General features: G+C 67.8%; 21 protein-coding genes and 2 pseudogenes. 13 read left to right on the top strand and 10 right to left on the bottom strand.

What is annotated here, in order from left to right; genetic code table 11:
• Positions 1-1,267: 1,267 nt before the first annotated feature.
• Positions 1,268-2,119 carry a helix-turn-helix transcriptional regulator gene (locus tag ACVHNB_RS13100; RefSeq protein ID WP_428951125.1) on the top strand — a complete coding sequence of 284 codons (852 nt, stop codon included), beginning with the start codon at positions 1,268-1,270 and terminating at the stop codon, positions 2,117-2,119.
• Positions 2,120-2,191: 72 nt separating this feature from the next.
• Here ACVHNB_RS13100 and ACVHNB_RS13095 read toward each other — a convergent pair whose 3' ends face one another.
• On the bottom strand, positions 2,192-3,625 hold the full coding sequence (locus ACVHNB_RS13095; protein WP_456228137.1) for an MFS transporter: 1,434 nt from the start codon (positions 3,623-3,625) through the stop codon (positions 2,192-2,194).
• 161 nt (positions 3,626-3,786) lie between these two features.
• On the opposite strand from ACVHNB_RS13095, the gene ACVHNB_RS13090 reads away from it, so the two are divergent.
• Positions 3,787-4,554, top strand: a complete 768-nt coding sequence (locus tag ACVHNB_RS13090) for a transposase family protein (RefSeq protein WP_456228136.1) — start codon at positions 3,787-3,789, stop codon at positions 4,552-4,554.
• Positions 4,555-4,564: 10 nt separating this feature from the next.
• On the opposite strand, the gene ACVHNB_RS13085 is transcribed toward ACVHNB_RS13090, so the two are convergent.
• Positions 4,565-4,738 (bottom strand): hypothetical protein, encoded by a 174-nt coding sequence (locus ACVHNB_RS13085; protein ID WP_428951128.1) that lies wholly within the window; start codon positions 4,736-4,738, stop codon positions 4,565-4,567.
• Positions 4,739-5,396: 658 nt separating this feature from the next.
• Between ACVHNB_RS13085 and ACVHNB_RS13080 the strand changes: the two genes are divergently transcribed.
• The gene (locus tag ACVHNB_RS13080) at positions 5,397-7,106 is read left to right on the top strand and encodes a chloride channel protein (RefSeq protein ID WP_428957477.1); all 1,710 of its coding nucleotides are present in this window, start codon (positions 5,397-5,399) and stop codon (positions 7,104-7,106) included.
• A gap of 523 nt (positions 7,107-7,629) precedes the next feature.
• On the opposite strand, the gene ACVHNB_RS13075 is transcribed toward ACVHNB_RS13080, so the two are convergent.
• Both ACVHNB_RS13075 and ACVHNB_RS13070 read right to left on the bottom strand, forming a co-directional pair.
• Positions 7,630-7,785 (bottom strand): hypothetical protein, encoded by a 156-nt coding sequence (locus tag ACVHNB_RS13075; RefSeq protein ID WP_456228135.1) that lies wholly within the window; start codon positions 7,783-7,785, stop codon positions 7,630-7,632.
• A gap of 220 nt (positions 7,786-8,005) precedes the next feature.
• Complete coding sequence (locus tag ACVHNB_RS13070; protein WP_456228134.1) at positions 8,006-8,536, bottom strand: MarR family winged helix-turn-helix transcriptional regulator; 531 nt, start codon at positions 8,534-8,536, stop codon at positions 8,006-8,008.
• 343 nt (positions 8,537-8,879) lie between these two features.
• Here ACVHNB_RS13070 and ACVHNB_RS13065 point away from each other — a divergent pair, with 343 nt between their 5' ends.
• From ACVHNB_RS13065 to ACVHNB_RS13055, 3 genes are all read left to right on the top strand, one after another.
• Positions 8,880-9,410 carry a nitroreductase family deazaflavin-dependent oxidoreductase gene (locus tag ACVHNB_RS13065; RefSeq protein ID WP_456228133.1) on the top strand — a complete coding sequence of 177 codons (531 nt, stop codon included), beginning with the start codon at positions 8,880-8,882 and terminating at the stop codon, positions 9,408-9,410.
• 735 nt (positions 9,411-10,145) lie between these two features.
• A complete protein-coding gene (locus ACVHNB_RS13060) occupies positions 10,146-11,444 on the top strand; it encodes an SLC13 family permease (RefSeq protein ID WP_456228132.1) in 1,299 nt (432 codons plus the stop codon).
• Between the two features lie 499 nt (positions 11,445-11,943).
• Positions 11,944-12,447: a CBS domain-containing protein gene (locus tag ACVHNB_RS13055; protein WP_456228131.1), complete on the top strand. Its 504-nt coding sequence runs from the start codon at positions 11,944-11,946 to the stop codon at positions 12,445-12,447.
• A 433-nt stretch (positions 12,448-12,880) separates the two neighbouring features.
• On the opposite strand, the gene ACVHNB_RS13050 is transcribed toward ACVHNB_RS13055, so the two are convergent.
• Both ACVHNB_RS13050 and ACVHNB_RS13045 read right to left on the bottom strand, forming a co-directional pair.
• Positions 12,881-14,092, bottom strand: coding sequence for a globin domain-containing protein (locus ACVHNB_RS13050; protein ID WP_456228130.1), 1,212 nt, complete (start codon positions 14,090-14,092; stop codon positions 12,881-12,883).
• Between the two features lie 259 nt (positions 14,093-14,351).
• Positions 14,352-14,991: pseudogene (locus ACVHNB_RS13045) on the bottom strand (hypothetical protein); the annotation flags it as partial.
• 730 nt (positions 14,992-15,721) lie between these two features.
• Here ACVHNB_RS13045 and ACVHNB_RS13040 point away from each other — a divergent pair.
• From ACVHNB_RS13040 to ACVHNB_RS13030, 3 genes are all read left to right on the top strand, one after another.
• Complete coding sequence (locus ACVHNB_RS13040; protein WP_456228129.1) at positions 15,722-17,395, top strand: molybdopterin-dependent oxidoreductase; 1,674 nt, start codon at positions 15,722-15,724, stop codon at positions 17,393-17,395.
• A gap of 115 nt (positions 17,396-17,510) precedes the next feature.
• On the top strand, positions 17,511-18,095 hold the full coding sequence (locus tag ACVHNB_RS13035) for a sigma-70 family RNA polymerase sigma factor (RefSeq protein ID WP_456228128.1): 585 nt from the start codon (positions 17,511-17,513) through the stop codon (positions 18,093-18,095).
• The gene (locus tag ACVHNB_RS13030) at positions 18,092-18,841 is read left to right on the top strand and encodes an anti-sigma factor (protein WP_456228127.1); all 750 of its coding nucleotides are present in this window, start codon (positions 18,092-18,094) and stop codon (positions 18,839-18,841) included. The genes ACVHNB_RS13035 and ACVHNB_RS13030 overlap by 4 nt, the downstream gene beginning before the upstream one ends.
• Positions 18,842-18,939: 98 nt before the next feature.
• On the opposite strand, the gene ACVHNB_RS13025 is transcribed toward ACVHNB_RS13030, so the two are convergent.
• Entirely contained in the window at positions 18,940-19,521 is a 582-nt protein-coding gene (locus ACVHNB_RS13025) for a fasciclin domain-containing protein (RefSeq protein WP_428951141.1), read from the bottom strand.
• 295 nt (positions 19,522-19,816) lie between these two features.
• Here ACVHNB_RS13025 and ACVHNB_RS13020 point away from each other — a divergent pair, with 295 nt between their 5' ends.
• From ACVHNB_RS13020 to ACVHNB_RS13010, 3 genes are all read left to right on the top strand, one after another.
• On the top strand, positions 19,817-20,269 hold the full coding sequence (locus ACVHNB_RS13020; protein WP_456228126.1) for a hypothetical protein: 453 nt from the start codon (positions 19,817-19,819) through the stop codon (positions 20,267-20,269).
• A gap of 77 nt (positions 20,270-20,346) precedes the next feature.
• Positions 20,347-20,847 (top strand): DUF4383 domain-containing protein, encoded by a 501-nt coding sequence (locus tag ACVHNB_RS13015; protein WP_428951144.1) that lies wholly within the window; start codon positions 20,347-20,349, stop codon positions 20,845-20,847.
• Between the two features lie 135 nt (positions 20,848-20,982).
• The gene (locus ACVHNB_RS13010; protein WP_456228125.1) at positions 20,983-21,633 is read left to right on the top strand and encodes a fasciclin domain-containing protein; all 651 of its coding nucleotides are present in this window, start codon (positions 20,983-20,985) and stop codon (positions 21,631-21,633) included.
• 265 nt (positions 21,634-21,898) lie between these two features.
• Here the strand turns inward: ACVHNB_RS13010 and ACVHNB_RS13005 are convergent, their stop codons facing one another.
• The 3 genes and pseudogenes from ACVHNB_RS13005 to ACVHNB_RS12995 form a co-directional block, all read right to left on the bottom strand.
• The gene (locus ACVHNB_RS13005) at positions 21,899-22,042 is read right to left on the bottom strand and encodes a hypothetical protein (RefSeq protein ID WP_428951146.1); all 144 of its coding nucleotides are present in this window, start codon (positions 22,040-22,042) and stop codon (positions 21,899-21,901) included.
• Positions 22,043-22,817: 775 nt separating this feature from the next.
• Positions 22,818-23,150, bottom strand: a complete 333-nt coding sequence (locus ACVHNB_RS13000; RefSeq protein ID WP_456228124.1) for a chaplin — start codon at positions 23,148-23,150, stop codon at positions 22,818-22,820.
• Between the two features lie 753 nt (positions 23,151-23,903).
• Positions 23,904-24,073 (bottom strand): annotated as a pseudogene (locus ACVHNB_RS12995) (tyrosine-type recombinase/integrase); the annotation flags it as partial.
• 450 nt (positions 24,074-24,523) lie between these two features.
• Between ACVHNB_RS12995 and ACVHNB_RS12990 the strand changes: the two are divergent.
• Positions 24,524-25,810, top strand: a complete 1,287-nt coding sequence (locus ACVHNB_RS12990; protein ID WP_456228123.1) for an MFS transporter — start codon at positions 24,524-24,526, stop codon at positions 25,808-25,810.
• Positions 25,811-26,013 lie beyond the last annotated feature (203 nt).

Below are 26,013 nucleotides of genomic sequence, written 5' to 3'. Positions count from 1 at the left end.
TTGCCGAAGCCGAGATGAATACGCGACGGCTCAAGGGTGGATCTGCCTGAGACCGGCAGATGTTTCAGAACGGCCCGGCCGATTTGACGGGTCGACTCGACCCAGATCAGGGAGTGGTGACAGACACTCATGGAACGCTCGTTGAGTGGATGAAGCCTCGGCCACTGGCACGTCGCCTCGAAAGCGGTGCTCCCCCGAGCCGTGAAATGGGTCAGCAGCATCGACGACATGACGCTCAACCCAATTGCTCTCCAATCCGGCTGTCCGGACACAGGATCAGCATCCCCGGATGCGCCCCGAGCCTCTTGGGAGCTCGTGTGCCATGCGCTGCCTCGGCTCTCGTCTAGCAAGTGTGTTCCTGTCCGTGACAAAGGTGCTCGGCATCCATCTGGCGGTGGGGCGCAAGACTCTAGGACAGCCGTTTGACGCTGAGCACGTGACGCGCCGATGGGGTGGGTCTACACACATGCTGACGTCCAACGCACCGAACACGCGGCAGGGAGCGGCAGGGTCTGATGCGTCCGCTTGCCTGAGGAAGCCGGCTCGATTGGCAGGCCTGCGGTGTCCCCTGGCGCCCCTGCGCAGGACTGCGGTACCGACGGCGTCTGGCACCTCGTGAACGGAGTTTCGTCTCTCGCCCCGGCAGGCCGTCTCGGCCCCACCAGCGCGGAAGAACCGTCGAATCCTTCTCGGAACACTCCGCCAGAACCCCCTGAGCGTGGCCGCACCTGGCGACTCGCTGCCGTCGATGACTACCGCACGGAATCCCTGCAGGTGTTCCCGCATCAGGGCAGGTCGACGCCGACGGCCGCCCTGACAGACCGTGGCGGCGATGGACGTAGGTCAGCACCAGCTTCGAGGAGGACTCCCCGCGCTGGGGAAGAAGGGTGAGCCGGCGGTCACGTTTCAGTCCCACCTCGATGTGCAACTTGGCCGACGAAGTCGAGGCCTCACCCGAGCGCCCCAGGCAGAAGTTCACCACTCTGCCTAGGCTCCTGCGGTCGAAGCTCAGCATCGTCCGGCTGCCGATCGCCAGGAAGACGTAGTGAGCCCTTTCCAACCTCAGTTCAAGCAGGAAGGGCGGGCGATGAGGACACCACGGGCGAGTATTCGCTCCGTTCGGCCTCACGCAAGGTGGACTCGTTCTCAGTGGGGCGACGGGCTCCACTTGGACTCTGGTTTTGGCCGGCCCGGTGGCAACCGAGACCTCCCCGAAAGTTTGTGCCTCCAGATCTCCGAGGTGCCAGCTGCATGTCAAGCTGGAGGGATGTACCCCTCGTCTGCACTGGGTGAGTTCCTAAGGTCGCGACGGGCTCGCCTGCAGCCTGAAGAACTGGGCCTACCCGGCGGTGTTCGCCGTCGCCGGGTAGCTGGGCTCCGGCGTGAAGAGCTGGCTCCGCTGGCTGGAGTGAGTGTCGGCTACTACATTCGGCTGGAGCAGGGGCAGGCACCGAACGTCTCAGATGAGGTCTTGGACGCCCTGGCTCGCACTCTCCGTCTGGACGCTGATGAGCGGCGCCACATGCACCGGCTGGCGCGCATCCCCCAGGCACAGACCTCAGTGCCGCCGGCCGAGGTGCTACGCCCAGGTCTCTCGCACATGGTCAGGGCGTTCACCGACGCTCCTGCCATCGCCGTCGGCCGCCGCGGTGACATCCTCGCCTGGAACCCGCTCGCGCATGCCTTGCTCGCGCCGCACTGGCCCGTCGTAGCGACAGGCCGCCCGCCCAATTTCGTTCGCATCGACTTCTTTGAACTCGCGTTCGCCCGAAGCCTGTACGTCGACTGGGCCGCAAAGGCACGGGACGACGTCGCCTACCTACAGGTCTCGGTGAGCAACTTCCCGGGCGATGAGCAACTTCGGGCCTTCATTGCTGAACTGAAGGAGCTCAGCCCTGAGTTCCGCGAACTGTGGGTCGAGCATCCGGTGAGCAACTGCGCCACCATCGCGCGGGAGTACCGGCATCCCCAGGTGGGTGCCATGACCCTGGCTGCAGAACTGCTACGCCCTCCAGATGATGAGGGACAGGGCGTGACCGTGTTCCAGGCGGAGCCGGGGTCAGTTTCGCAGGATCGGCTGCGTCGGCTGGCGGAACTGACGTCTGACTCAGCGGCGTAGGCCGATACTGATGGCCGGCGCCACTTCCTGGGCAAGTGGAAGGGCGCCGGCGCAGATCGCACGAGGGCGGTTTCAGGTCGCCATCGCGTCTGCCGACAGGCCCGTGGGAGTGCGGCGCAAGACCCTCGCACAGACGACTGCGCCGGTCAGCGCGACTGCTCCCGCCACCAGGAACGCCATGTGCAGTCCGCCGACCGTCGCGAGCCTCTGCGTGGTGGTGGGGGCCAAGGCCGCCGTGCGGGCCGCCACGATGGCGCTCAGTCCGGCCACGCCGATCGCGCCGATGAAGGTCGGCATCTGTGCCAGGCTTCCGGCGACACCCTGGTCGGACTCGTCGAGACCGGAGGTGATGGTGGTGACGACGGCCACGACGGTCAGCACATGCCCGAAGCCCATGGCTGCTGAACTACCCAGCAGCAGAACGAGGTTGCCGTCCGCCGGCAGCAGCGCCATCAGCACGGTGCCCAGCCCCTGCACCGTGAGGCCGAGAGCGATCGCGGACGCCGCGCCGCGGGCGCTGATCAACCGTGCGGCCACGCTACCCGCAGCCAGGGCGGCGATGCCCTCGGCGGCGAAACCGAGGCCGGTCTGCAGCGCGGTCCACCCCACGACCTGTTGCATGTAGATGCTCAGCAGCAGCGTCGCTCCGCCGCACATCCCGAAGGTGACCAAGCCTGTCGCCATGCCCCACCTCACTGTCGTACGACGCAGCAGCCGCAGCGGCACGAGCGGCACGGGGTGACGCGCCTCGGCGGCGAGGAATCCGCCGAGCAGAACTGCGGCGCCGATCACCGCGGTCAGGGTGGACGCACTGAGCCAGCCACTGGTGTTGCCGGTGGTGATCCCGTAGACGAGGGCGAAGAGGCCACCGCTGGCCAGGAGAGCCCCAGGCACGTCGAGGCGGGTGGCCCGGCCGTGCCGGGTGTCCTGCACAACCGTGGCAGCGCCGACGAGGACGAGCAGACCGATTCCGAAGAGGATGAGCATCGTCCACCGCCAGCTCAGGCCACTGGTGACGATGCCGCCGCCGATGGTGCCGATGACGAAGCCGAGCGACAGCAGTGCGCCGTTGACACCCAGGGCCCGCGTCCGTTGCGGCCCCTCGGGGAAGGCAGCCGTCATCAGGGCCAGTGCCGTGGGGCCGATCGCCGCGGCCGCGATGCCCTGGCCGACGCGGGCGGTGATGAGAAGGGAGGCCACGGGGGCGAGGCCGGCAAGGAGGGAGAAGCCGGTGAAGGCGCACACCCCGGCGATGAACAGCCGCCGCCGGCCCATGATGTCCGACAGCCTCCCGAACAGAGGCATCAGAGCAGCCGTGGGCAGCAGGCAGCCGGTGACCACCCACTGCAGGGCATCGGGGCCGGCGAAGCCCAGGCTGCGGCCGATCTCCGGCAGGGCCACGGTGACGATCGAGTAGTCGAGTCCGGTCATGAAAGTGGCGCCGCACAAGGTCAGGAGAACCATCCAGCCGCGGGCGCCGAGTGAGATCCGCGTCGTATCGCTCATGCCGACCACGATGCGATGGCCCACGACCCCCAACCAGCGCCCTGGTAAAGGTACTTCTGCCAGATGCAGGCAGAGCTGTCACATTCCCGCAAGCACGCAGAAGTGAAGCTTCTGGCAGGCGGGTACACGAACAGGATCATCCACTTTCCGGGAGCTTCTGAGTGCCTGTCTGCCCATCCGGCGTCGACCTGTCCAGCTCCACCCTGCGCTTCCTCACACAGCAGTTGAGTCAGCACCGCCGCGCGATCGGGACACGGTGGCGGCGGCTGAGCGCCGGTCGTCAGGCCCTCCTCACGCTCGCTCACCTACGTGTGGGGCACACTTACGCCCAACTCGCCGCCGGATTCGGGGTCGGGACCACGACGGCCTACCGCTACGTCACCGAGGCCGTCGACCTCTTGGCCAACCTCGCACCCAGCTTGGTCGAGGCCGCCCGCACAGCCTCAACCAAGGCGTTCGTACTGCTGGACGGAACGCTCCTACCGATCGACCGCATCGCAGCTGACCGCCCCTTCTACTCGGGCAAGCACAAGAAGCACGGCATGAACGTCCAGGTCCTCACCGATCCTTTCGGAAGACTGCTGTGGGCCTCAGCGGCCCTGCCCGGAGCCGTCCACGACGTCCGTGCGGCCCGCGAGCACGGCATCATCAACGCCCTCGCCCAATCCGACGTCACATGCTGGGCGGACAAGGGCTACCGAGGAGCCGGCGGCACCGTCCGCACCCCGTACTGGGGACGCTGGCACACCCTCTCCACCGGTCAGCAGGCGGTGAACCGATCGCACACCAAGATCCGCGCACTCGTCGAACAAGCCATGGCAAGCCTCAAATCCTGGAGGCTCCTACGCAAGCTCCGATGCTCCACCACCCGGATCACCAGCCTTGTCCAAGCTGTCCTCACCTTGCATCTGAACAGCACAGATCGATGATGGAAAAGGTTCAGTGCTCCAGGAGCGAGTCGAGATGGCGGATGGACCCGACGGCCAGGTGCCGCTGGCCTCCCTTCCACTCCTCCGCGTACTCCTCGAAGCGCATGGCGCCGTACTTCGCTCTGCGCTCCGCCCTCGCCCGGGACCCCGGCCGGCGCCTCTTCTCGTTGTAGATCTCCGTCAAACGGTCGATCGCGTCATCCTGCCGCGGGAAGCCGGCCTCCTCGGTCTGCCCCCCGCGTTGCGGTAACGGATCTTTTACGCACGTGGGCACTTGGACCACCGGGACTCGGGGTGCTCGCAGTCCTTGAAGAAGGTGCCCATACCGCGCCACGTGACACCGCCCCGTAGAGCAAGGCCAACACCACCCCAATCAGCCATTTTGCATGGTGCAATAATGGGTAGAGCGATCCCGAAGAGCACCGTCACCGGGAGGCGATCATGAGCACCGAACACATGCGGCGCAGCTACTCTTTCGCCTGCCTGGACTGCGATGACGGCCGGGAGAGCACCTACGGCATCGACGTGACCGTGAACGAGCGGGACCGCATCACGGCCGAGTACCACCTCGCGGGCCGCTCCGCGCCCTCACCAATCCAGTCGCCTCAACCGCCCGGAGTGCGAGGGTTGCAAGATCCGCACCATGCGCTCTGGCGCGTCGGCACTGCCCGGCGAGGATTGAACCGTTTGCCGCAACGGACACCCGGCACTCACAGACGGCCCGCCCGACTCGCCCTCCACGGCATTTTGCATAATGCAAATGTAAGGAAGGGGAAACAATGAGCGGCATACGCAGTGACAGCCGGGCAAGACGCCCGGTCCCGGGCAGCCGGGGCTCGATGATGGTGCTGGCCGTCCTGGTCGGAGCGGGAGCAGGACTGGGGTCCATCGTCTTCCGCTGGTGCATCCAGACCTTCACGCGACTCTTCTCGGGACACGCCGACTATGCGGCCGCCCCGGGGAGCGACAACCCGCACGTTCCATGGCTGGGGCCCTTCTTCGTCCTGACCGCACCGGTCATCGGCGGCCTCTTGTACGGGCCGTTGGTGAACCGGTTCGCGAAGGAGGCCCGGGGGCACGGGGTGCCGGAGGTGATGCTCGCGGTCGCCCAGCGCGGCGGCCGGATCAGCCCGAAGGTCGCCGTGGTCAAGACCCTCGCCTCGGCCCTGACCATCGGCTCCGGCGGTTCGGTGGGCCGTGAGGGACCCATCGTCCAGATCGGCTCCGCGCTCGGCTCCACCCTCGGCCGGCTCACCAAACTGGCCGAAGACCGGATGAAGCTGCTCGTGGCCTGCGGCGCGGCGGGAGGTATCGCGGCCACGTTCAACGCTCCGCTCGCCGGGGTCATCTTCGCGATGGAGCTGATCCTGGCCGCGTTCAGCATCGAGGCGTTCGGCGCGACCGTGCTCGCCAGCGTCACCGCGAGCGTCATCGGGCGCGCGGCCTTCGGCGACGTGGCTTTCCTCAGCCTGCCTGCCTTTCATGTGCAGCACCTCGCGCAGTACGGATTGTTCGCTGTGCTCGGTGTCGTCGCGGGGGCGGTCGGGGTTGTGTTCTCGCGCGTCCTGTACGCCATCGAGGACGCCTGCGACTGGGTCTGGCGCGGGCCGGAGTGGCTGCGTCCCGCGGTCGGCGGCCTCGCCCTCGGCCTGGTGCTGCTGGCCCTGCCCGAGATGTACGGGGTGGGCTATCCGGTGCTGGAAGGTGCCACGGAGGGGAAGTACGCGATCGGGTTCCTTCTGGTGCTGCTCGTCGGGAAGATGATCGCGACGAGCCTGACCATCGGGATCGGCGGCTCGGGCGGCGTGTTCGCGCCGAGTCTGTTCATCGGGGCGATGCTGGGGGCCGCCTTCGGGGCAGGCGCGCACGACCTGCTGCCCGGGACGGCCGGAGCTGTCGGCGCCTACGCGCTGGTCGGCATGGGGGCCGTCTTCGCCGGAGCCGCACGCGCACCGATCACCGCTGTGGTGATCCTCTTCGAGCTCACCGGCGAGTACTCGATCATCCTCCCGCTGATGCTCGCGATCGTGCTCGCCACGGTGACCAGCCGCGCCCTGACCCGCGACACGATCTACACGCTCAAGCTCCGCCGTCGGGGAATAGATCTGGAGGGGCCGGCGCGCGGCGCGCTCATCGGCGCCGAGTCGGTCGCCTCCGTGATGGAGCAGTTCCCCGCGCCTGTGCCGACGACGCTGGGACTGACGCAGACGGCCGACCGGCTGAGCCAGTCCGGGCACGGGGCACTGCCCGTCCGCGATCCCGGGGGCACCTACGTGGGCATCGTCACGGCGCGTACCGTCGCGGAGGCACTCGCCGAGCAACCCGACGGCGCACCGGCGACGGCCGGTGACCTCGCCGAGCCTGCGCCCCGCATCACCTCGGACCAGCAACTCGCCACTGCTCTGCCCGCCTTGCTGTCCGCATCGGGAACGGGGCTACCGGTCCTGGATCCCGACAAGGGTGAACCGGTCGGCTGGTTGAGCCACCAAGGAGCACTGCGGGCACTGCACACTCCCGAAAAGCAGCGCGCGGCGGAGTTGCTGCCCTCCTAGTGGCCTCAGTGGCACGACAGCGTTCCTCGAACGCCGTGTTCGGCACCGCCCACGGACAGGGTGGCCGGTGTCGTGCCGCCAGACCAACTGGAGTACAAGGCCGCTGTAAGGGCCTCGCCGCCGCTGTGCACGGCATCCGCTCGCGGAACGCGACAGCTGTAAGGCGCGACCCGAGTTGTCTTGCACAGTGCGAAAACGCGCGCCTGCGCCCTCCGCCTCCGGGCCTGCGGTAGTCGTCGATACGCCACAGCCCCGCGTACGACATCGCCTGGAGGCACCCATGGCCGCCGCCCGTAGCCCTCTTCTCAAGGACCGCAAGACCTGGCTCGGTGCGGGAGCCGTGCTGGCCCTGGCCTGGCTCAACGCCCCTGCAGCGCTAGGCGTGGCACGTGAGAAGTACCACGACTGGGAGATCAACCAGCCCTCCTACAAAGCGAAGAACGGCCACTGGTCGCTCGCCGGCCTCTCCGAGGGGCACGAGCTCAACTCGTCCGAGGCTCTGCCGGAGCACACCGCGCTTTCCTCAAGGCCCCCACCACATGGCAGGTCCGCCGCCCCGCCACTCGATCAGCGGCGAGACCGCCGCTTCCTCGGCATCCAGGTCGACGCCGAGCAGACGGAGCAGTGCGACGACATCGTCCACGGAGCGGGCCACACCCGCCCGCCGGCCGCGAACCATGACGCTTCGTCCACCACCGTCGTGCGCGTCGTGCACCACGACAGGCGACGGTGCGGTCCAGTAAGCACCGGACGAAGAAGACCCTGCGAAGCCCACGCCCGCCCGCTCGTATCCGTGTCCGTGTCCGTCCTGATGACCCCGTACGGTCCATCCAGTCATGCGGTTGGTACCTCCTGTCGTTCTCTGACGCGGGCAGGAGGTCCCAGGACGCTACCGCCGCTCAGTCCGTCGTCGGTGAATCGCCCCAGCCCAGCGGATAAAGGTCCGCGCCCTCGCCCAAGGACGGGGCCGACGGTTCGCCACCCGCCCGGTTGAAGTCGGTCAACGCGTCGATGAGCGCCGTGCGCTGCTGCGGCGCGAGCCGCTCGACGATCGACGCGATCTCCTGACGACGCCGAGCCGTGACGTCCGCCACCGTGCGCCGGCCCTCGTCGGTGAGGCGCAACAGAGTCTCGCGCCGGTTGGCCGGGTTGATCTGCCGGTCCGCGAGCCCCACCGCGATCAGCCGGTCGACCATCCGCATCGCCGTGGACGGCGCCACCCCCAACAGCTCGGCCAGCGCCACCAGTTTGGTCGCGCCACGGGAAGAAAGCACCACCAGCATGCGGAACTGCGGCAAGGTCACCCCGTCCTCGACCTCCGCCAACGAGCGCGCGGACACCGCGACCAACACCCGCGACGCGGTCAGCACCGCACGGGTCACCGCATCCACATCGTCCATGCGCTCCGCCGGAGCCGCTTTCCTGGCCATGGCACATTTCTACCCTGCACGCGACGTCGCGCGCTTCCCGCGTCTCAGTCAGCATGTCTCACCCCTCAACGACAGCGCGGCAGAAGCCTGGCGGCGGTGCATGGGCCATCTCTGCGATCGAGCACAGGAACAGGGCCACGACCGGCAGCCGGGGCAGGACCAGTCGGTCGTCCCGCCGCTCCGTACTGCTCATGACGCTCCCCGCAGTGTCGCTACCCGTACGAGCCGTCTCGCCGAGCGGCCTCCCCTCGGCTTTAGACTATGCAAAGCTTGCATGGGCTAATCGTTGATGTCCGTGTCTGTTACGGAATCGAGTCCCGCGCAGAACACGAGGAGGCGTGCCATGTCGTCGCAGCAGCAGGACCCCCATCTTCACCGCCCCGCCCTGCCCCGCGGCTGGCGTCGACGCCTCGCGCGGCTGCCCCTCGCTCTCTACCACGTGGGCCTCGGACCTCTTCTCGGAAAGCGCCTGCTGCTTCTGCATCACACCGGGCGGACCAGTGGCCTCGACCGGCGCGTCGTGCTGGAGGTGGTCGCGCACGAAGCCGACCGGGGCACCTGGATCCTGGCCTCCGGCTTCGGTCCCGAAGCCGCCTGGTACCAAGATCTCCGAGCCACGCCGAAGACGACCATCCAGGTCGGCAACCGTCACCACGCCGTCACCGCCTACTTCCTGAACTCCGACGAGGGCGCTGAGACCATGGCCCGCCATGCTGCGACCCATCCCCGCACGGCCCGACGCCTGTGCGCGTTCATGGGCTTCGACGTCGACGGCAGCACCGACTCGTACCGACAGGCGGGACGGCAGATCCCGTTCGTCCGACTCGAAGCCGCGCCGCACTCGTACCGCACCCGCCATGACGAATCTGCGTGAGGACGCGGCCGTCAGCACCGAAGGCTGAAGGGTGAAAGCGACCGCAGTGCACGGACCGGACGACATCGGGCGGAGGTTCCTCACGGACACCGAGCAAGCGATACGCCGCACCGCCCCGCGGAACCATCAGCGCGTGAGCGAATCGAGGCCGCGGCCCGGTCGACCCGTCGCTCGATTACGGGGCAGTTCCAGTTCCCGGCCAACAGCGCCGGGTTGAGCTGCGCGTCAAGGATCTGACAATGCCGCGTCAAGAACATGTAGGGTTCCCCGCGGTGTGCCGGGAAGTCTGGTCGGCGAATTCGAGATCCCCTCTGGGGCTCGGATTCCAGGAGAGCTCTCTTCGCTGATCGGGGGAATCCGGCCGTGGTCCTCATCGCCGTCGTCGGTGTCGCGCTCCTCGTCGCAGTGCTGCTGTCCGGTCTGACGGGGCACGCCGGCGTCACCGATCGCCTGCCTCTTCGAAGTCGAGGACACCCTCTTTGCGGCCGAACGTCGGCGCACCGACAGTGGCGTCGAGACGGAACTCCATGGCCGGGATCACGGTGGCGGATCAGTTGCCTCGGCGCCGATCCCGACGTGCGTGCGGCGGACCCGCGGCCGGCACCTTGCACATCACCGCGGTGACGTCCTGGACCGACAGCCCCATGGCCGCCGTCCGCGATCACAAGGGCGACCGTAACGAGTTGGTGGGCCCCATAACCCTGCCCACCGCGTGAAACGTCTCATCGGAGGACCGTGAACGACTGGCACAGCTGGGCGGCGATCATTGTGTTCGTCGGCGCCTACGCCTTGATCATCAGCGAGAAGATCCACCGTGTCGCCGCCGCACTCGGTGGTGCAGGGCTGATGCTGGCCATCGGCGCCACGGACGACAAGTCGGCCTTCTACTCGACCGACTCCGGCATCGACTGGAACGTCATCTTCCTGCTCATGGGCATGATGATGATCGTCGGCGTGCTGAAGAAGACCGGCATGTTCGAGTTCCTGGCCATCTGGGCAGTGAAACGAGCGCACGCCAGACCGTTCCGCGTGATGGTCATGCTCGTCGTCATCACTGCCACGGCCTCCGCGCTGCTCGACAACGTCACCACCGTCCTCCTCGTCGCGCCGGTCACCCTGCTGGTGTGCGAGCGGCTCGCCCTGCCTGTGGCCCCGTTCCTGATCGCCGAGGTCTTCGCTTCCAACATCGGCGGCATCGCCACCCTCGTCGGCGACCCGCCCAACATCATCATCGCCAGCCGCGCCGGGCTGACGTTCAACGACTTCCTGGTCCATCTCGCTCCCCTGGCGGCCGTCCTGACGGCCGTGCTGGTACTGCTGTGCCGGATCATGTTCCGCAGGGCATTCGTCTACGACGAGGACCGGGCCGCCGAGGTGATGGCATTGGAGGAACGGGAGGCCATCAAGAACCCTCGCCTTCTCGTGCAGGGGCTTGTCGTCCTGGCGCTCGTGGTCGCCGGGTTCGTGCTGCACCCGGTCGTGCACTACGAGCCCAGCGTCGTCGCCCTGCTCGGCGCCGGTCTCCTTGTCGCCGTCTCGACAGTCGAGACGGGCGACGTGCTCAGCGAGGTGGAATGGCCCACCCTCGCCTTCTTCGCCGGGCTCTTCATCATGATCGGCGGCCTCATCGAGACCGGTGTCATCAGCGAGATCTCCACAGCGCTTGCCGATGTCATCGGCGGTAGCGAACTCGGCGGATCCATGGTCATGCTGGGCGCGTCCGCAGTCCTGTCCGGCGTCGTCGACAACATCCCCTACGTCGCCACCATGGCCCCGATCACCGCCGACCTTGTCCGCGACATGGGCGGCGCCGGTGATCACGTCATGTGGTGGGCACTGGCCCTGGGAGCCGACCTCGGGGGCAATGCCACCGCCATCGGTGCCAGCGCCAACGTCGTCGTCCTCGGGATCGCCGAGCGCAACCGACAGCCCATCTCCTTCTGGCAGTTCACCAAGTACGGACTCGTCGTCACGACCGTCACGGTGGCGATCTCGGCGACATACATCTGGCTGCGCTACTTCGCTCTGACCTGAACCGCGGCCACTGCCGTCGAAAGGACCAGCCAAGCCGTCCCGGCCGATGAGCTGCTGCTGCGCAGCGCCGAAGGCGCCCCGCCCGGCGCTGCGAGACACCCGACTTGGACCGGGCACCCCCCGTTCTGCCCACCACGGGTGCCAACGCCCCCGCCTGGGGGACAGCTCGGAAACCAATGGTGACGGTGTCCCGGCCCCTGCGAAACGAGCCCGCTGCGAAGGGGGCCACCGGACGCAGCATGATCGTCCTGGTGACCCTAAGGCCTCCGCTTTCGCCGGTGCCATGATGGGACGTCAGATCCCCGTCGAACGCGGTGTCCTGCCGTTCGCAGCACTCCATGTCGCCGGATATCCGCAGCCGGGGGCCATAACATCGCCGAGTGCTTCCGGCCTGGCCATGGCGCGTCCTCGCCACACCACCCACCGCCGTCTCGCCGAGCCTCTCCGGAGCACCCCAGCCCCCCGGCTGAGCGCCACCGACCCTCCCCAGGAGCCGACCATGCGAGCACGCGATCTTGCCATCCCTTACCAGACCGTGGACGTGAACACTGATGCCACCGCGGCCGCCCGCCTCATGGCCGAACAACAGCTGCCCGGCCTCCTCGTTCTCGGCACCGACGGCGCCCCCACGGCGATCCTTCCTGCTTCCCAACTGGTCAAGGCGCTCGTGCCGACCTACGTGATCGAGGATCCGACTCTGGCCGCGGTCGTCGACGAGAAACATGCGGACCGTCTCTGCCGGGCGTTGGCCGGACGCAGCGTCGCCGACTGTCTCCCCGTACAGTCCGGGCCGCCGCCGGTCGCCGTACCCGACGACACGGCGCTGGAAGTGGCCGCGCTCATGGCTCAGGCCCGCAGTCCCCTCGTCGCGGTCGTGGAGACGGCCAAGGACGGCCCGCATCTCCTGGGCGTGATCACCGCATCCCACCTTCTGCACGAACTGCTGGCCGGTTCAGAGCCAGACGGCAGCCAACCGTCCCATCCGACTCCGCCCGTCGTATGACGAAGTAGGCTCACCGGCCGGACGGCCGTTGCGCCCCTCGCTTCTCCACAGCCGGTCGGGCCGCGAAGGTGAGTGGTGCGTACCGCACTGCCGCGTCAGGCGGCGTTGGCAAGTTCCAGCTCACGCTTGAGGTTCTGCAGCGTCCTGTCGATGTTCCAGAACTGGAAGCTTCACCGGCCCATGTCTTCAGGACGACTCACGGCCTGATGGGCGACCTCGGGAGTCACCCCGATGTCGATGCTCCTGCGCACCGTGAATACGCGGCTCATTTCAGGGTCCTCTCGATCGAGACACATAGTTGCTGAAGAGCAGAGATCGTGGGGCCCGACAGTTTCGCGCCTCGCACGGGGTGCAGAGACGCGGCTCCGCCGAGTCCAGTGGCGACTTGTTGTCGCGGGTCCGTCGGCGTCCGGCGTCTGACACCGCCCGATGGTCATCCGGTGTGGTGCAGCGACGGGTTGACCCAACGTGGACGGGGCGGGTCGAGGACGCGTTCTGCGTGGGTGAGCGGTGCTTGGGAGTGCTCCGCAGGGAGCGGATCGTGCGTCACGCTGAGTGGCCGGTTGTGTTCTTCCAGGGTGCCCACGGTGTCGCGGACGAAGGCGGGGGGACCCGCGACGTAGACGTGACGGGCGGCCAAGGAGCGCTCACCGGCCAGATGGTCCTGGAACGCACGCTGGAACCCGCGGACCCGGTCCGGGTCCCGTGGCCACCACCAGTGGCAGGTCAACTGGTGGTGTCGGCTCTCGAGCTGGGCGAGATGGGACTGGTCGTAGAAGTGGTCACGGCTACGGGCCACTATGTGCAGGTCAATGCTGCGCGCCGGGAAGCGCTGCACCTGCTCGCTGAGGACGGCACGGGCCGGAGCCCAGCCCGTGCCTGCCGCGATCAGGGTCAGCGGTCCCGTGTCCTGGGCGCCCCAGCCGTCCCCGCCCGGCGTGGACACGGTGAGGGACTGCCCGGGAAAGGTGCGGTCGCACAGCAGCGCGCTCAAAGGCCCATGGGGTGTGCGGGCGATGTGGAGTTCCACCTCGCCGCGTGTCGCGTCGTCGTCCGGGCGCAACAACGAGTAGGGGCGCCACACGCCGCGCAGTTCCGGGTGGTGGACAGCCGCGTACTGACCGGGCCGGAAGGCGTAGGGCTGGTCGGGAACCATCTGCAGGACCACCGTGTGTCCCGTGCGGTCCAGGCGGCGGGAGACCACTGTGGCCTCCCAGCTCGCCGGGCGCCGTGCGTCCTTGTCCTGTTGGGCCGCGGCCAGCATGGTGTCCATCGCCATGCCGTACACGTTCGTCCAGGCTCGTTCGGTGTCCTCGTTCCAGGTGCGGGGAGTGTGCTCGGCGATCGATGCGATCAGGCTCTGTCCGACGCTGAGGTAATCACGCCGGGCGATGCCGTACCGGCGGTGGTCACGACCCAGCCGTTGGAGGTAGGACACCGTGGCGGGACTGTCGAGATGGGTGATCACGTGCAGCAGCGCGTTCAGCAGCCGCTCGTGCTGCTCCCCGAGTTCGGCAGGGAACAGCCGACGCAGGTCCGGTCTGCTCCCGAACAAGTGCGCATAGAAGTACCGGACCACGTGCACGCCGCGGGCCGATGCTCGCTGCAAACTGTCCTGCACCACAGCCACGTCCTGCTCGTCCACGGCCGCTCCCCCTCGTCTCGCCCACTGTCCCCTGCCAGGAATCCGGGACCCCAGCCCCGACGGATTGGTCTACTCCACAAAGAAATCCACGGAGGCGCCGCCGGGATTCGGGCGCGGGTTCAGGACTCGGGGTCGAGGCGGGCGTAGACGACCGTGTTGTCGGCGTAGGAGTGACCGCTGTATGTGCCGGCGCAAGTGATCAGTCGCAGTCCGGCGTAGTCGACGTTGCCGTAGACGTCGATGGAGGGGACGTCCTTCTTGGCGTACTGCTCGGTGCGGGAGCCTGGACCATGCCGCGGTCCGTCGGAGCGGTCGCTTCCTGCGGAAGCTTGGGGTCGAGTTCGCTCTTGCCCTTGCCGAAGTCGTACTTGTCGTTGTGGTGGGGATCGATGCCGTGCTGGACCACGTGCAGGTCCTTGATGTGGTCGGCGACCTCCTGCGACACGGTGATCGTGCGCTCGTAGGAGAGTGTGCCGTTCTGGTCTGCGACCGGCATCCGGTCGACGGCCAGACCGCTCTTCTTGGATGTGTCGCCCTTGGTGCTCAAGGAGATGTTGATGTCGCCGTAGACCGGAAGGCCCTCGGCGGTGGTGACGATGCCCGTCCTTGTTCTTGTCCGCGGACGCGTCCGGGCAGTGGAAGTCATGGCCGTCGGTGGAACCGTGGATGTGCTGTGCGTGGGGCTGGCCGGGCACGAGTCCGGACGCTTCGATCTTCACGGTGAGCCGGGTGCCGTCGAGCATGAGCATCGCTGTGCCCTTGGCGCCGGAGTTGTTCAGGGAAGCCAGGTCGATCTGGTACGTGTCGCCGGAGCCACTTGCCGAGGTGTGGCCTGAGTGTGCTGCGGCGGGAACAGCGGCGAGGGCGAGAGCCGCGGGAACGGCGGCAAGGGAGGTCAACCGTGCGGTGGGACGGGCTGTCGCAGCAAGCCTCTTCCCTGTGCCGTTCAGCAATCTGCCGACGGCTTCGGACTCCACAAGCTTCTGACTCCCCTATTCCGGAGGCCTACCGGGAGGCGGATTGGTCGCATCGTGGTCGGTCTGTGGAGCGGCGTGTGTGTCTGCGGGTTCCTGAGGTGTGTGCGAGATGGCTCTCAACACGGCTTCCCTCAGCACCGCGGGCGGCATCACCGGACACGTTTCGGAGCTCAAGCGGCAGGCCGCGAGGCGCGTTTCGCCTCGGCCACACGCACCTTGCTTCCTACCGCCGCGGCAGGCACGAGCCTTGAACCGGCAACCAGCCGCAGGCTCGGGCCGTACCCGCCTCATCAACGACGCGAACAGGATGTGCGCTCTCACAGCTGCTCCCCCGGAGTAATCGACCTGGCCGCTGAAGCGGCAGGTATCACCGCTTCCCTGCGGCGGCCATTGCCTCATCTGGTCGGGCGGTGTGGTGTGGGTCTGTGTGCCCGCCGGTAATCCGGCGGCCTGTGCCCCACGGCTTGGTCTTCGCACAAGCCGTCACTCTTTCGCCCCGCACGCTGCCCTCCAGACCGTGGAATACCGGCAGCCCGGCGGCGCTGCCACCAGGGACCGTGCTGCTCTTCCTGCTACTGCTGCCGCATGCCCCTTCATCCCTCGATGGCGTGAACGACCAATCCAGGCGCAGCGCAAGAACGGATTCCCGGACATGGACGACGACTCGACCTCCACGCCGCTGCGCGGCATCAAACGCCTGTCTCTGGGCGCACTGAGCGGACTGCTCGCCGGATATGCGGCGATCGCGGTCGCCGAGCTGGTCTCCGCGGCGGTGCGGCCCGAATCGGGTCCGGTCATCGCGGTGGGCGGGGCGGCGATCGACCGCACCCCGCCGGCGGTCAAGGACTGGGCGATCCGGCAGTTCGGCACGAACGACAAGCTGGTGCTGCAACTGGGCATCCTGGCCGTGCTGACCGTGCTCGCCCTGGTGCTCGGGGCCCTCGCCGCACGGTGGCGGCTGATCGGTTCGATGGGTGTCCTCGCGTTCGGCGTCGTCGGCGCTCTGGCCGCCACCAGCAGGCCCGACTCCACCGGCATCACGGACGCGCTGCCCTCCGCCGTCGGCGCCATCGTCGGCGCCTGCCTGCTCTACTACTTGATCGGCCGACTTGGACGCACCGGGGACGCCACCCGCCATGCCTCCGCCTCTCGAGGCTCTGTCTCGGAAGACGCCGCGGCGCAGCCACTGGATGACACAGCCCCCGTACATGACGCCGACGGCTCAGGTGAGTCGGGGTGGGACCGGCGCGGGTTCATCCTCGCCGCGACCGCGGCGGCCGCGGCTTCCACCGGCGCGGGGCTCGCGGGCCGGGCGCTGAACGGGTCCCAGGGCCAGAACGCCGTCGCCTCCCGCAAGGACGTGGTGATTCCCGCCCCGGCGTCGAAGGCGGCCCCGGTCCCGCGCGGCGCGGCCCTGCGGATCAAGGACATCAGCCCCTTCATGACGCCCAACGGTGACTTCTACCGCGTCGACACCGCGCTGGTCGTGCCCAAGGTCGACGCCACCAGCTGGAAGCTGCGCATCCATGGCAAGGGCGTGGAGCGCGAACTGACTGTCTCCTTCGACGACCTGCTGAAGATGCCGCTCATCGAACGCAACATCACCTTGACCTGCGTCTCCAACGAGGTCGGCGGCCCCTACGTGGGCAACGCCCGCTGGATCGGCGTCCGCCTGACCGACCTCCTCACGCAGTGCGGGGTGAAACCGCCGTCGAAGGGCGGGCCCGCCGACCAGCTGGTGGCGCGTTCGGTGGACGGGATGACCATCGGCAGTCCCGTCGAGGGCGTGATGGACGGCCGGGACGCGATGCTCGCCCTCGGCATGAACGGCCAACCGCTCCCCTTCGAGCACGGTTTCCCTGTGCGCATGGTGGTCCCGGGGCTGTACGGCTATGTGTCGGCCTGCAAGTGGATCGAGGACATCGAGCTGACCACGTTCGACTCCTACGACTCGTACTGGGTCAAGCGGGACTGGGCGCAGAAGGCGCCCATCAAGACCGAGTCGCGCATCGACACCCCCAAGCCGTTCGGCCGGCCGAAGGCGGGCACCGTTATGGTCGCCGGGGTGGCCTGGGCGCAGCACCGCGGCATCGACAAGGTCGAAGTACGCGTCGACGACGGCCCCTGGGAAGAGGCCCGCCTCGCCACCGAGGACACCCGCGACACCTGGCGGCAATGGTCCTACCCCTGGCAGGCCACCAAGGGCGGCCACACCCTCACCGTCCGGGCCACCGACCGCACCGGCGAGACCCAGACCGAGAAGCGCACCCCGACCATCCCCGACGGCGCCTCCGGATGGCACTCCGTCGTCGTCACCGTCGACTGACTCCTGGCCGAAGCGCACTTCGGGCCCTGGTTCGAGTAGAGGGGGAACGCTGTGCGTTACTGGTGACTTTGACCTGCTCTGCCGCTGTCCAGCGGTGGTGTTCGGAAGGCGGCACATGACACACCCCAGGCCGATCAGGCCCGGCCCAGCCCGTGGACCTGATCTGCAGGAACAGCTTGCCCTCGTCGCGCAGGGGGATCGCGATGCGTTCTCCGTGGTCTACGACGCGGTGGCCGCGCCCGTGTTCGGCGTCGTGTGCAAGCTGCTACGCGATCATGCCCAGTCCGAGGAAGTCGCCCAGGAAGTCCTCGTCGAGGTCTGGCGGACCGCAGCTCGCTACCGGCCGGATCGGGGCACGGTCCTGAACTGGGTGCTCACCCTGGCGCACCGCCGCACCGTGGACCGGATCCGCTCGGTGGAGGCGGCTGCCGCACGCGACCACCGGGTCGCGCTGCTCGATCAGGTACCGGAGTTCGACGAGGTGAGTGAACAGGTGGAAGGGCAGCTGGAGCGGGAACAGCTGCGCCGCTGCCTGCGTTCCCTTAGTGAGATCCAGCGTCAGTCGGTGACGTTGGCGTACTACCAGGGCCTCACGTACAAGGAGGTCGCGGAGGCGCTGTCCACCCCGTTGGGCACGATCAAGACGCGACTGCGAGACGGGCTCATCCGGCTTCGCGACTGCTTGGGGGTGACCGCATGACCGCCCCGACCGACCTGCACACGCTGACGGGCGCCTACGCATTGGATGCCCTGGAAGAAGACGAGCGCGTCGCGTTCGAGCAGCACCTCGCCAAGTGCGAGGACTGCGCCCAGGAGGTACGTGAGCTGACGGCGACAGCTGGACGGCTGGCGCTCGCGGCCACGATGCCGCCACCGCCCCGCCTCAAGGCTCAGGTGATGGAGCAGATCGCCGGTGTGCGGCAGGAGCGCCCTCGTTCCGCGGTGACGGCTTTGTCGCGCACAGCGCGTCGCGGGCACGCCATGCGCTGGGCGCTCGCCGCCTGTGTCGCCGCGGCCGCCGCGCTCGGCGGCTCGACGCTGTGGCAGCACCAGCAGGCCGACGAGGCCCGTCAACAGGCCGAGGCCGTACAGCAGCAGGCCGAACAGATCACCGCCGTGCTCGCCGCCCCGGACGCCAAAGTGACCTCGACGGCCGTCAAGGGCGGGGCGCACGGCTCAGTGGTCGTCTCGCACGACACGGACAAGGCCGTTTTCATCGCCTCCGGTATGGCGGAGCCGCCGAAGGGCAAGGTGTACCAACTGTGGTTCGCCGATGGCGATCACATGCGCCCGGCCGGCCTGATGAACCCCTCCCGAGCGAGCCAGAGCGTCCTGATGACGGGCGCCGTCGGCAAGGCGTCCGGCGTGGGGGTCACTCTCGAACCGGACGGCGGATCCAAGCAGCCGACCACCCAGCCGGTGGCCCTGCTGCAGCTGCCTGCCTGATCGATCTCGGCGCTTCCCGGGCATGATCAAGGGGTGCACCTTCGGTGCACCCCTTGACTCCCCTTTTCCCTCCGACTGCGCGCCGTTCGGTCGTACAGTCAGCTCTTGGGCATCAGGACGCTGTCGATGATGTGCACGGTGGCGTTCGAGGTCTGCACATCGCCGCAGACGATGTTCGCGGTGTCGTTGACCTTGTACTTCTCGCCCGAACCGGACGTGGTGAGCATGCCGCCCTCCAGTGTCTTGAAGCTGCCGTCGGCCAGCTTGTCCTGCGTGACCTTCTCCCCGACCACGTGATACGTGAGGATCTTGGTCAGCTGGGCCTTGTCGTTGAGGACCTTGTCCAGATCCGCCTTCGGGATCTTCGCGAACGCCTCGTTCGTCGGCGCGAACACGGTGATGTCCTTCGCGTTGTTCAGCGTGTCTACCAGGCCGGCCTTCTTCACCGCCGTGACCAGCGTCGACAGGTCCGGGTTGTTCGAGGCGGCCGTCGCCACCGGGTCCTTGGCCATGCCGTCGAAGGAGCCCGCACCGTCCTTGGGGACGGAGGAGCAGGCCGGTCCGAACGGGCCGGTCATGTCGTCGGCCGACGCGGACGGCGCCAGCGCCGCCAGCGAGAACGGCAGCGCGAGCGCCGCCGCTCCGACCAGGATCCGTGTGCTTACGCGATGAGCGGTCATGATCAACACTCCTTTGCGGCGGGCGAGCGGACCCGCCGGGCCCCCGAGCGGCCCGGGGCCGGTGAGAGCGCGGGCTACCGGGGGTCGGCGCGTCATTCGCGCCCTCACACCAGGAATTCGACGCCACAAGGGATCTGGATTGCACCGTTTTGAGAATTTCATCACTTTCGGCAATCCGAGGCGGACACTGGTTCCGGATTACCGATGGAGGGCGCACCGATGGTGCGGCGCCATTCGCAGCGGGACCCGCGGGCGCAGGGGAAACAGGAGGGGCGTTCCCGAGGAGGAGTCGGCCATGAACCACTCGAAGATCCGCGCCGGGGCCTGCGCCGCCGCCCTGACCGGGGCCTGTGTCCTGACAGGCGTCGCTGCCGCCGGCGGCGCTCACGCTTCCGGCTGGGACCCGGACGGCTGGGGACCCGGCAGTTCCTGGTCGGAATCATGGACCTGGTCAGGGTCCTGGACGGAGTCCGCGGCCGGGGCTTGGTCCTGGTCCGGGAACGGACATGACGACCATGCCGCTCCGGCCGTCGTGACGGCACGGACCGAGGTATACGTCCGTGACGCGCCGACCGTGCACGCGAGGGCCACCGCCACGCTGACCGCGGGCTCCCACATCCGGCTGTTCTGCCAGACCAACGGCGGCCACGCGGACGGAACGTCGGTCTGGTACTTCGACAACGACGCCCACGGCTGGATTAGCGCCTCCCACGTCCGCCCCACCGCCTGGCAGCCGCCCAGCTGCTGACGCCACGGTCACGTCAGCGATCCGTATCCGTCCGTATCCGTCTGCATCCGTCCGGTGGGGGCAAGGAGTTACTCACCATGACCACACTTCACGCCGGTCCCCACGCGCGCCCGCGGGTGAAACTCGACGATCATCTGCCGGTCGACCATCGTCTGAGCCGGGTCTACCGGTACAGCGCCGGAATCATGGGCCTGTTCCTGCTGGCGTTCGGTGTCCTGGGGCTCATCCGCCGGATCGGCTTCTTCGACACCGGCGCCAACACCGCCCTCGGCCTCAACACCAACGGAGCCCTGAGCATCCTGTCCCTTGTGGTCGGCGCCGTGCTGCTGGCGGCCGCCGCCCGCGGCGGCAACACCGCGTCCACCGTGAACATGGTGCTCGGCATCGCCTTCCTGCTGGCCGGCTTCGCGTTCCTGTTCGCGCTGGACAGCCGCTTCAACTTCCTCAACTTCCGCATGCAGAACGTCCTGTTCAGCTTCGCCGTCGGACTGCTGCTGATGACCGGCGGCATGTACGGACGCGTCAGCGGAGGCCTCCCCCACGACAACCCGTACTGGCGCTCCCGGCACTCGGGCTGACCAGCGCGTTCGGGGGCTCTCCTCCTCTTGGGTTTCACTCTTTCGAGGAACCGACCAATCCGCGGCGGCGAGCGCACCGGATTCCCGGCGATGGAGGCGGATGGCCTTCACAGTTCCGATCGTTGAGGGATTTTCATGCAGACTCGCCTTCGTCGTGCCGCCGTCGTCGTCGCCGCCGCGGCCATGCTGCCGCTCGCGCTGACCGCGTGCTCCGACAGCGACTCCAAGGACAAGGCCTCCGACACCGCGTCCTCGGCCGCCTCCAAGGGCTCCGACATGGCCAGCCCCTCCGACGACATGAACGCGATGAGCGAGCCGTTCGGCCCGGCCTGTTCCTCCGTGCCCAAGGACGGCGCGGGCTCCTTCGACGGCATGGCCAAGGACCCCGTCGCCACCGCCGCGTCCAACAACCCGGCGCTGTCGACCCTCGTCACCGCGGTGAAGAAGGCCGGCCTCGTCGACACCCTGAACAACGCCAAGAACATCACCGTCTTCGCGCCCACCAACGACGCCTTCGCCAAGATCCCCAAGGCCGACCTCGACAAGGTCCTCAACGACAAGGCCCAGCTCACCAAGATCCTCACCTACCACGTCGTGGGCCAGAAGCTCGCCCCCAAGGACCTGGAGAACGGCTCCTTCGACACGCTGGAGAAGTCGAAGGTCACCACGTCGGGCTCCGGCGAGAACTACAAGGTCAACGACAGTGCGAACGTGGTCTGCGGCAACGTGAAGACCGCCAACGCCAACGTCTACATCATCGACTCCGTCCTCATGCCCAAGAGCTGAACGCCCAAGAGCTGACACGACCGCGCAGGCCGACCGGCGGGACGGCCTGCGTCGAACGGCCTCCGCGCACGCGCCCGCCCCAGATGATTCCTTGGGCATCCGGGGTGCACACGGGCCGACGGAGTCGGGCCGGGAAGGTTGCGGTGCCTTCCCGGCAGGTCGTGTCCAGCGGGCGGGAGGGTTGGGGTCGCGACAGCAACCCCACCCCTCCCGCCCGCTTCTGGCGTTCTGCCGGCCATGACGTCCGGCCCCCAAGGAGCCGACCTCAATGAGCGCAGGCGCCGAACTCCTCGTGCCGCGCCCGGGCCTCGTACAGATCACTGGCGCTGACGTCCCGTCGAGCGAGGGTGGTGCGCCGGGCTTCCGCGCGAGCCTGCTCCATGAGCCGCCGGAATTCTTCGTTCGTCATCGCACTCGCCTCACCAGGACTGCATGGCTGTCACTGGTAATACGTCGCCACACGCGCACCGGACGGGTGCCGATGGCGCCCGGTGCCGGCCTGTCTTCTCACAGGACGGCAGAGAGTCTTTCGCATCCTCGTCAGACACTCTCGCCGTCGCCCTGGCCAACACCCATGACGGTGGCGTCTACACCGCCACCACCGTCCCTGACGGCGACGGCAGTTGGCACGAGACGACCGTCGCCACCGCGCGCAGCGCAGGCCCCACGGCACTGACCGAAACCGACGTCGTCGTCACCGCCAGCCTCGGCGCCGTCCCGTTGGCCCATGCTCGCGTCACTATGAGAAGCGGCCATGGCGTTCATGCGCCATGGCCGGACGCCCGCAAACGTCGTGACACCATGCGCTCCCAGGCCGGAGCCCCTCCCGCCACCCTCACCCACGCGAAGAGGGAAGCCGTCCACTCCTCCACGCACTCACGTACCGAGCTCGCGGCCACGCTTCTCGTAGAAGCCCCGCGAATCAAGCACTTGTCCGCGATGGCATCCATGAAGGTGCCGTCGGCCATTGAAGGCGCCAGAGAGACGAGACTTCCCGTACAGCGTTTATAGACCTCGCCTTCAGCTGGCCCATCTGCTGGCAACGCGCGCAGCCCACGGTGACATTGATGCCGCGCTATGTCGTCGGATCCACGAGGGGTTCTGGCGCCGTCCGATCGGACGGCGCCAGAACCCTTTCGCCGTGCGGCATCAGGTGATGCCCCGGCTTGGCGTGGGGTGGTTGCCTACTTCCACATACCCATGTCGCCGTGGTGGTTCATCGAGCCATGCTGGCCGCCCATGTGGCCCTCGTCCCAGGCGTGACCGCCCCAGCCGCCCGAACCGTTGGAGCAGCTGTTGCCGAAGGCCGGGTTGAGCAGGCCGATGACGTTGACGGTGTTGCCGCAGGCGTTGACCGGGACGTGCACCGGGACCTGGACCACGTTGCCCGACAACACACCCGGCGAGCCCCAAGCGGCACCCTGAGCGCCGGCGTCCGCGGACGCGGCACCCGCGCCGGCCAGGACCGCACCGCCGACGGTGACCGCGATCGCCGCACTCTTCAGTACACGAGACATGAACTTTCCCTCACTGCTCATACAGCCCCGGCCCAAACGGGCGGAGGCAAGGAACTACTTGCTCCTCACTCGCAATCCGGAGCGTCGACGGGACACGGATTGGCCGACGCCTGCGACTTCACCCGTCCGGACCACGCCTCGAACTCCCAGACCAAAGAGGGACGGGCCGACAGAAATCCGAATACGGAAATCTTCAGCCTCGTTGAGGCTCGACGATTCAGCGTCAGTCTCTACTGACGCCATGAGATGCCAGGGAACGAGATTGTAAATATTCGGAGTGGAGATATCGCCGGATTGGTCTGCACAGAAAGAATCGGCCGGATGATGGAAGCCTTTCCGCCTTCCGGGGTGCACGGTCACTCTTGATCGCCGAGGCCGTGAACGGATCGGCGCGCGGTGCACGGTGCACGAGGTGAACTGCCAGATCAGCACGGTACTTCCGGCCGATCCAGAAGGGCCTTCCAGGAATCCCTGAGGGCCTTGGCCTGCACCTCTCGTCGAAATCAAGCCCTGGTCCGCTTGCGCGCCCACAGCTTCACCCACGCAGGCCTCATCCTGGACATCGCCCACGGCGTCGTCCACCGCGGCAGCAACCTGAACGACTCACCACCCACCTGACCAACAGTTACGGGACGGCCCTTACAAGTTCGGTTCCGGGCGGAACGCAAAGTTGCAGTTCAAGGTCTCCGACGTGGACGCATGGACTCGGCAACAGCGTCTCGTCTGACGGGCAAGCTGTTCCAGAGCCCCACCTCAGGCGGCGAGGTCGTGGAGGCCTTGATCGAGAAGCCTTGCTGCCCGCCCGATTGAGGCCGGCATGAGATGCCGGTAATGCGGAACGTGACCTCGATGCTCTTGTGCCCCATCCACTCGGCGACGTCCGTGATGTTGTGTGCCAGGCAGTTCGCCGCGAAGAAGTGCCGCCGACGAAGTCCTCGAACCGCATTTGCCCGTAGCGTCGGATGAGTTCGGCCTTGGACGCCGGCGTGTTGGACTTCCGTGCGTACAGCTCGACGAGCCGTTCCTTCGCAGCGTCCTGCGTCCGGAAACCGGTCTCCTCACGCTGTTTTGCCCGCCGCATCGCGGTAGCGGATGAAGTAGGGGTGCGGGCAACGAGTGGGCTGGCTGCACTTGCACGCCTTGGCGAAAGTGCCCACGCCGCGGGCGAGCTGCTTGGGTATGGAAGGCAAAGTACTGACCTCGGGCTCGTGCTGACTTTTTGCTGACTCAGCGCCCGTGATGGTGATTCTGATCTTCGGCCGCACCAAACGGCAGCGCCCGTCGGTCGCAGCGGTCCTGCTTGGTCGACGGCAAGATGACAACTCCGTCAACCGCCGCGTGAGCAGGGAATCTCTTGGGAAAGGGTCAGGATCATGACACAGACGACCACGACCTCCACCCGCCCTGCTCACCCGCTACGTCAGCTGCTCGCCGCCTCCGTCGGCAACGCAGTGGAGTGGTACGACTGGTACGCGTACACGTTCCTCGCCACGTACATCGCCGACCAGGTCTTCCCCAAGAGCGCCGACAACTCGCTCGTCCCGCTGCTGTCCACGTTCGCCGTCTTCGCGGTCGGCTTCTTCATGCGCCCGGTGGGCGGGCTGCTGATGGGGGCCGTCGCGGACCGGCACGGGCGGCGGGCCGCCCTCACCGTCACCATCCTCCTCATGGGCGGCAGCAGTCTGCTGGTCGGCATCACGCCCACGTACGCGGCCGTGGGCGTCCTCGCACCCGTCGTCCTGGTGCTGGCCCGGCTGCTCCAGGGGCTGTCCGTGGGCGGCGAGTTCGCGGCGTCCACCACCTTCCTCGTCGAGTCGGCGGGGCCCGGCCGGCGCGGTCTGTTCTCGTCCTTCCAGTACGTGTCCACGTCCATCGGCCAGTTGGTGGCGTCCGGCGTCGCGGCGCTCCTGGTGAGCACCCTCAGCGACGGGCAGATGGACGGCTGGGGCTGGCGTGTCCCGTTCGTCGCGGGCGCGCTGCTCAGCCTCGTCGGGTTCTGGATCCGGCAGGGTGCCCAGGAGACCCGCAGCCAGGACCTCGCCGAACCGGCCGCGCGTCCGCGCCTGTTCGACGCGCTGCGCCATCACCCGCGCGAGTCGCTGCTGATCTGCGGCATCACGGCGGGCGGCACCCTCGCGTACTACACGTGGACGTCGTACCTGCCGACGTACGCGGAACTGAACACGGGCATCGACAAGTCGGACGCGCTGCTCGTCGGAACGATCTCGCTCGCCTTCTTCGCGCTGCTCCAGCCCGTCGGCGGCCTGCTCTCCGACCGGTTCGGCCGCAAGCCGCTGCTGCTCTTCTTCGGCCTCGGCTTCGCCCTGCTGAGCGTGCCGCTGCTGCACTCGCTGACGGGCTCGATCGGCTCGCTGCTGTTCGCGCAGTGCGCGGGCATGGTGCTGCTGACCGGCTTCACGTCGATCTCGGCGGCGGTGAACGCGGAGGTGTTCCCGGCGCGGGTGCGGGCCGCCGGGATCGGGTTCCCGTACTCGCTGACGGTCGCCCTGTTCGGCGGCACGGCACCGTACATGGGCACCCTGTTCAAGGAGTGGGGCCACAGCGGCCTGTTCCCCTGGTACGTCGCCGTGCTCTGCCTCGTGTCGTCGGCGGTGTACCTGCGGCTGCCGGAGAGCGCGCACCGGGAACTGGAACGCTAGGGCGTGCCTCCTTGAACGACTGGCGACGGCCGTTCCTTGCAGGCCGGGCCCCCTGGGCGGACCCCACCCGCTCAGGATGTGACAGGGTCCGCGAACCGCTTCGGTCAGGGGCGGGAGAGCTGCGGCCAAGAACGGTCACCGGCCGTCCGGTCACCGGGAGTGTCCGTACGTTGTTCCCATGAGCAGCAAAACCGCGTCCCGGA

The organism is Streptomyces sp. YJ-C3, from assembly GCF_053891275.1.
This window is presented reverse-complemented; position numbering and strand designations above follow the sequence as displayed.

Excerpts from the sequence above, each read along its gene's own strand:
- ACVHNB_RS13100 (WP_428951125.1), top strand. The coding sequence starts at position 1,268 with ATGTACCCCTCGTCTGCACTGGGTGAGTTCCTAAGGTCGCGACGGGCT.
- ACVHNB_RS13095 (WP_456228137.1), bottom strand. The coding sequence starts at position 3,625 with ATGAGCGATACGACGCGGATCTCACTCGGCGCCCGCGGCTGGATGGTT.
- ACVHNB_RS13080 (WP_428957477.1), top strand. The coding sequence starts at position 5,397 with ATGGTGCTGGCCGTCCTGGTCGGAGCGGGAGCAGGACTGGGGTCCATC.
- ACVHNB_RS13075 (WP_456228135.1), bottom strand. The coding sequence starts at position 7,785 with ATGGTTCGCGGCCGGCGGGCGGGTGTGGCCCGCTCCGTGGACGATGTC.
- ACVHNB_RS13070 (WP_456228134.1), bottom strand. The coding sequence starts at position 8,536 with ATGGCCAGGAAAGCGGCTCCGGCGGAGCGCATGGACGATGTGGATGCG.
- ACVHNB_RS13065 (WP_456228133.1), top strand. The coding sequence starts at position 8,880 with ATGTCGTCGCAGCAGCAGGACCCCCATCTTCACCGCCCCGCCCTGCCC.
- ACVHNB_RS13055 (WP_456228131.1), top strand. The coding sequence starts at position 11,944 with ATGCGAGCACGCGATCTTGCCATCCCTTACCAGACCGTGGACGTGAAC.
- ACVHNB_RS13040 (WP_456228129.1), top strand. The coding sequence starts at position 15,722 with ATGGACGACGACTCGACCTCCACGCCGCTGCGCGGCATCAAACGCCTG.
- ACVHNB_RS13035 (WP_456228128.1), top strand. The coding sequence starts at position 17,511 with ATGACACACCCCAGGCCGATCAGGCCCGGCCCAGCCCGTGGACCTGAT.
- ACVHNB_RS13030 (WP_456228127.1), top strand. The coding sequence starts at position 18,092 with ATGACCGCCCCGACCGACCTGCACACGCTGACGGGCGCCTACGCATTG.
- ACVHNB_RS13025 (WP_428951141.1), bottom strand. The coding sequence starts at position 19,521 with ATGACCGCTCATCGCGTAAGCACACGGATCCTGGTCGGAGCGGCGGCG.
- ACVHNB_RS13020 (WP_456228126.1), top strand. The coding sequence starts at position 19,817 with ATGAACCACTCGAAGATCCGCGCCGGGGCCTGCGCCGCCGCCCTGACC.
- ACVHNB_RS13015 (WP_428951144.1), top strand. The coding sequence starts at position 20,347 with ATGACCACACTTCACGCCGGTCCCCACGCGCGCCCGCGGGTGAAACTC.
- ACVHNB_RS13010 (WP_456228125.1), top strand. The coding sequence starts at position 20,983 with ATGCAGACTCGCCTTCGTCGTGCCGCCGTCGTCGTCGCCGCCGCGGCC.
- ACVHNB_RS13005 (WP_428951146.1), bottom strand. The coding sequence starts at position 22,042 with ATGACGAACGAAGAATTCCGGCGGCTCATGGAGCAGGCTCGCGCGGAA.
- ACVHNB_RS13000 (WP_456228124.1), bottom strand. The coding sequence starts at position 23,150 with ATGTCTCGTGTACTGAAGAGTGCGGCGATCGCGGTCACCGTCGGCGGT.
- ACVHNB_RS12990 (WP_456228123.1), top strand. The coding sequence starts at position 24,524 with ATGACACAGACGACCACGACCTCCACCCGCCCTGCTCACCCGCTACGT.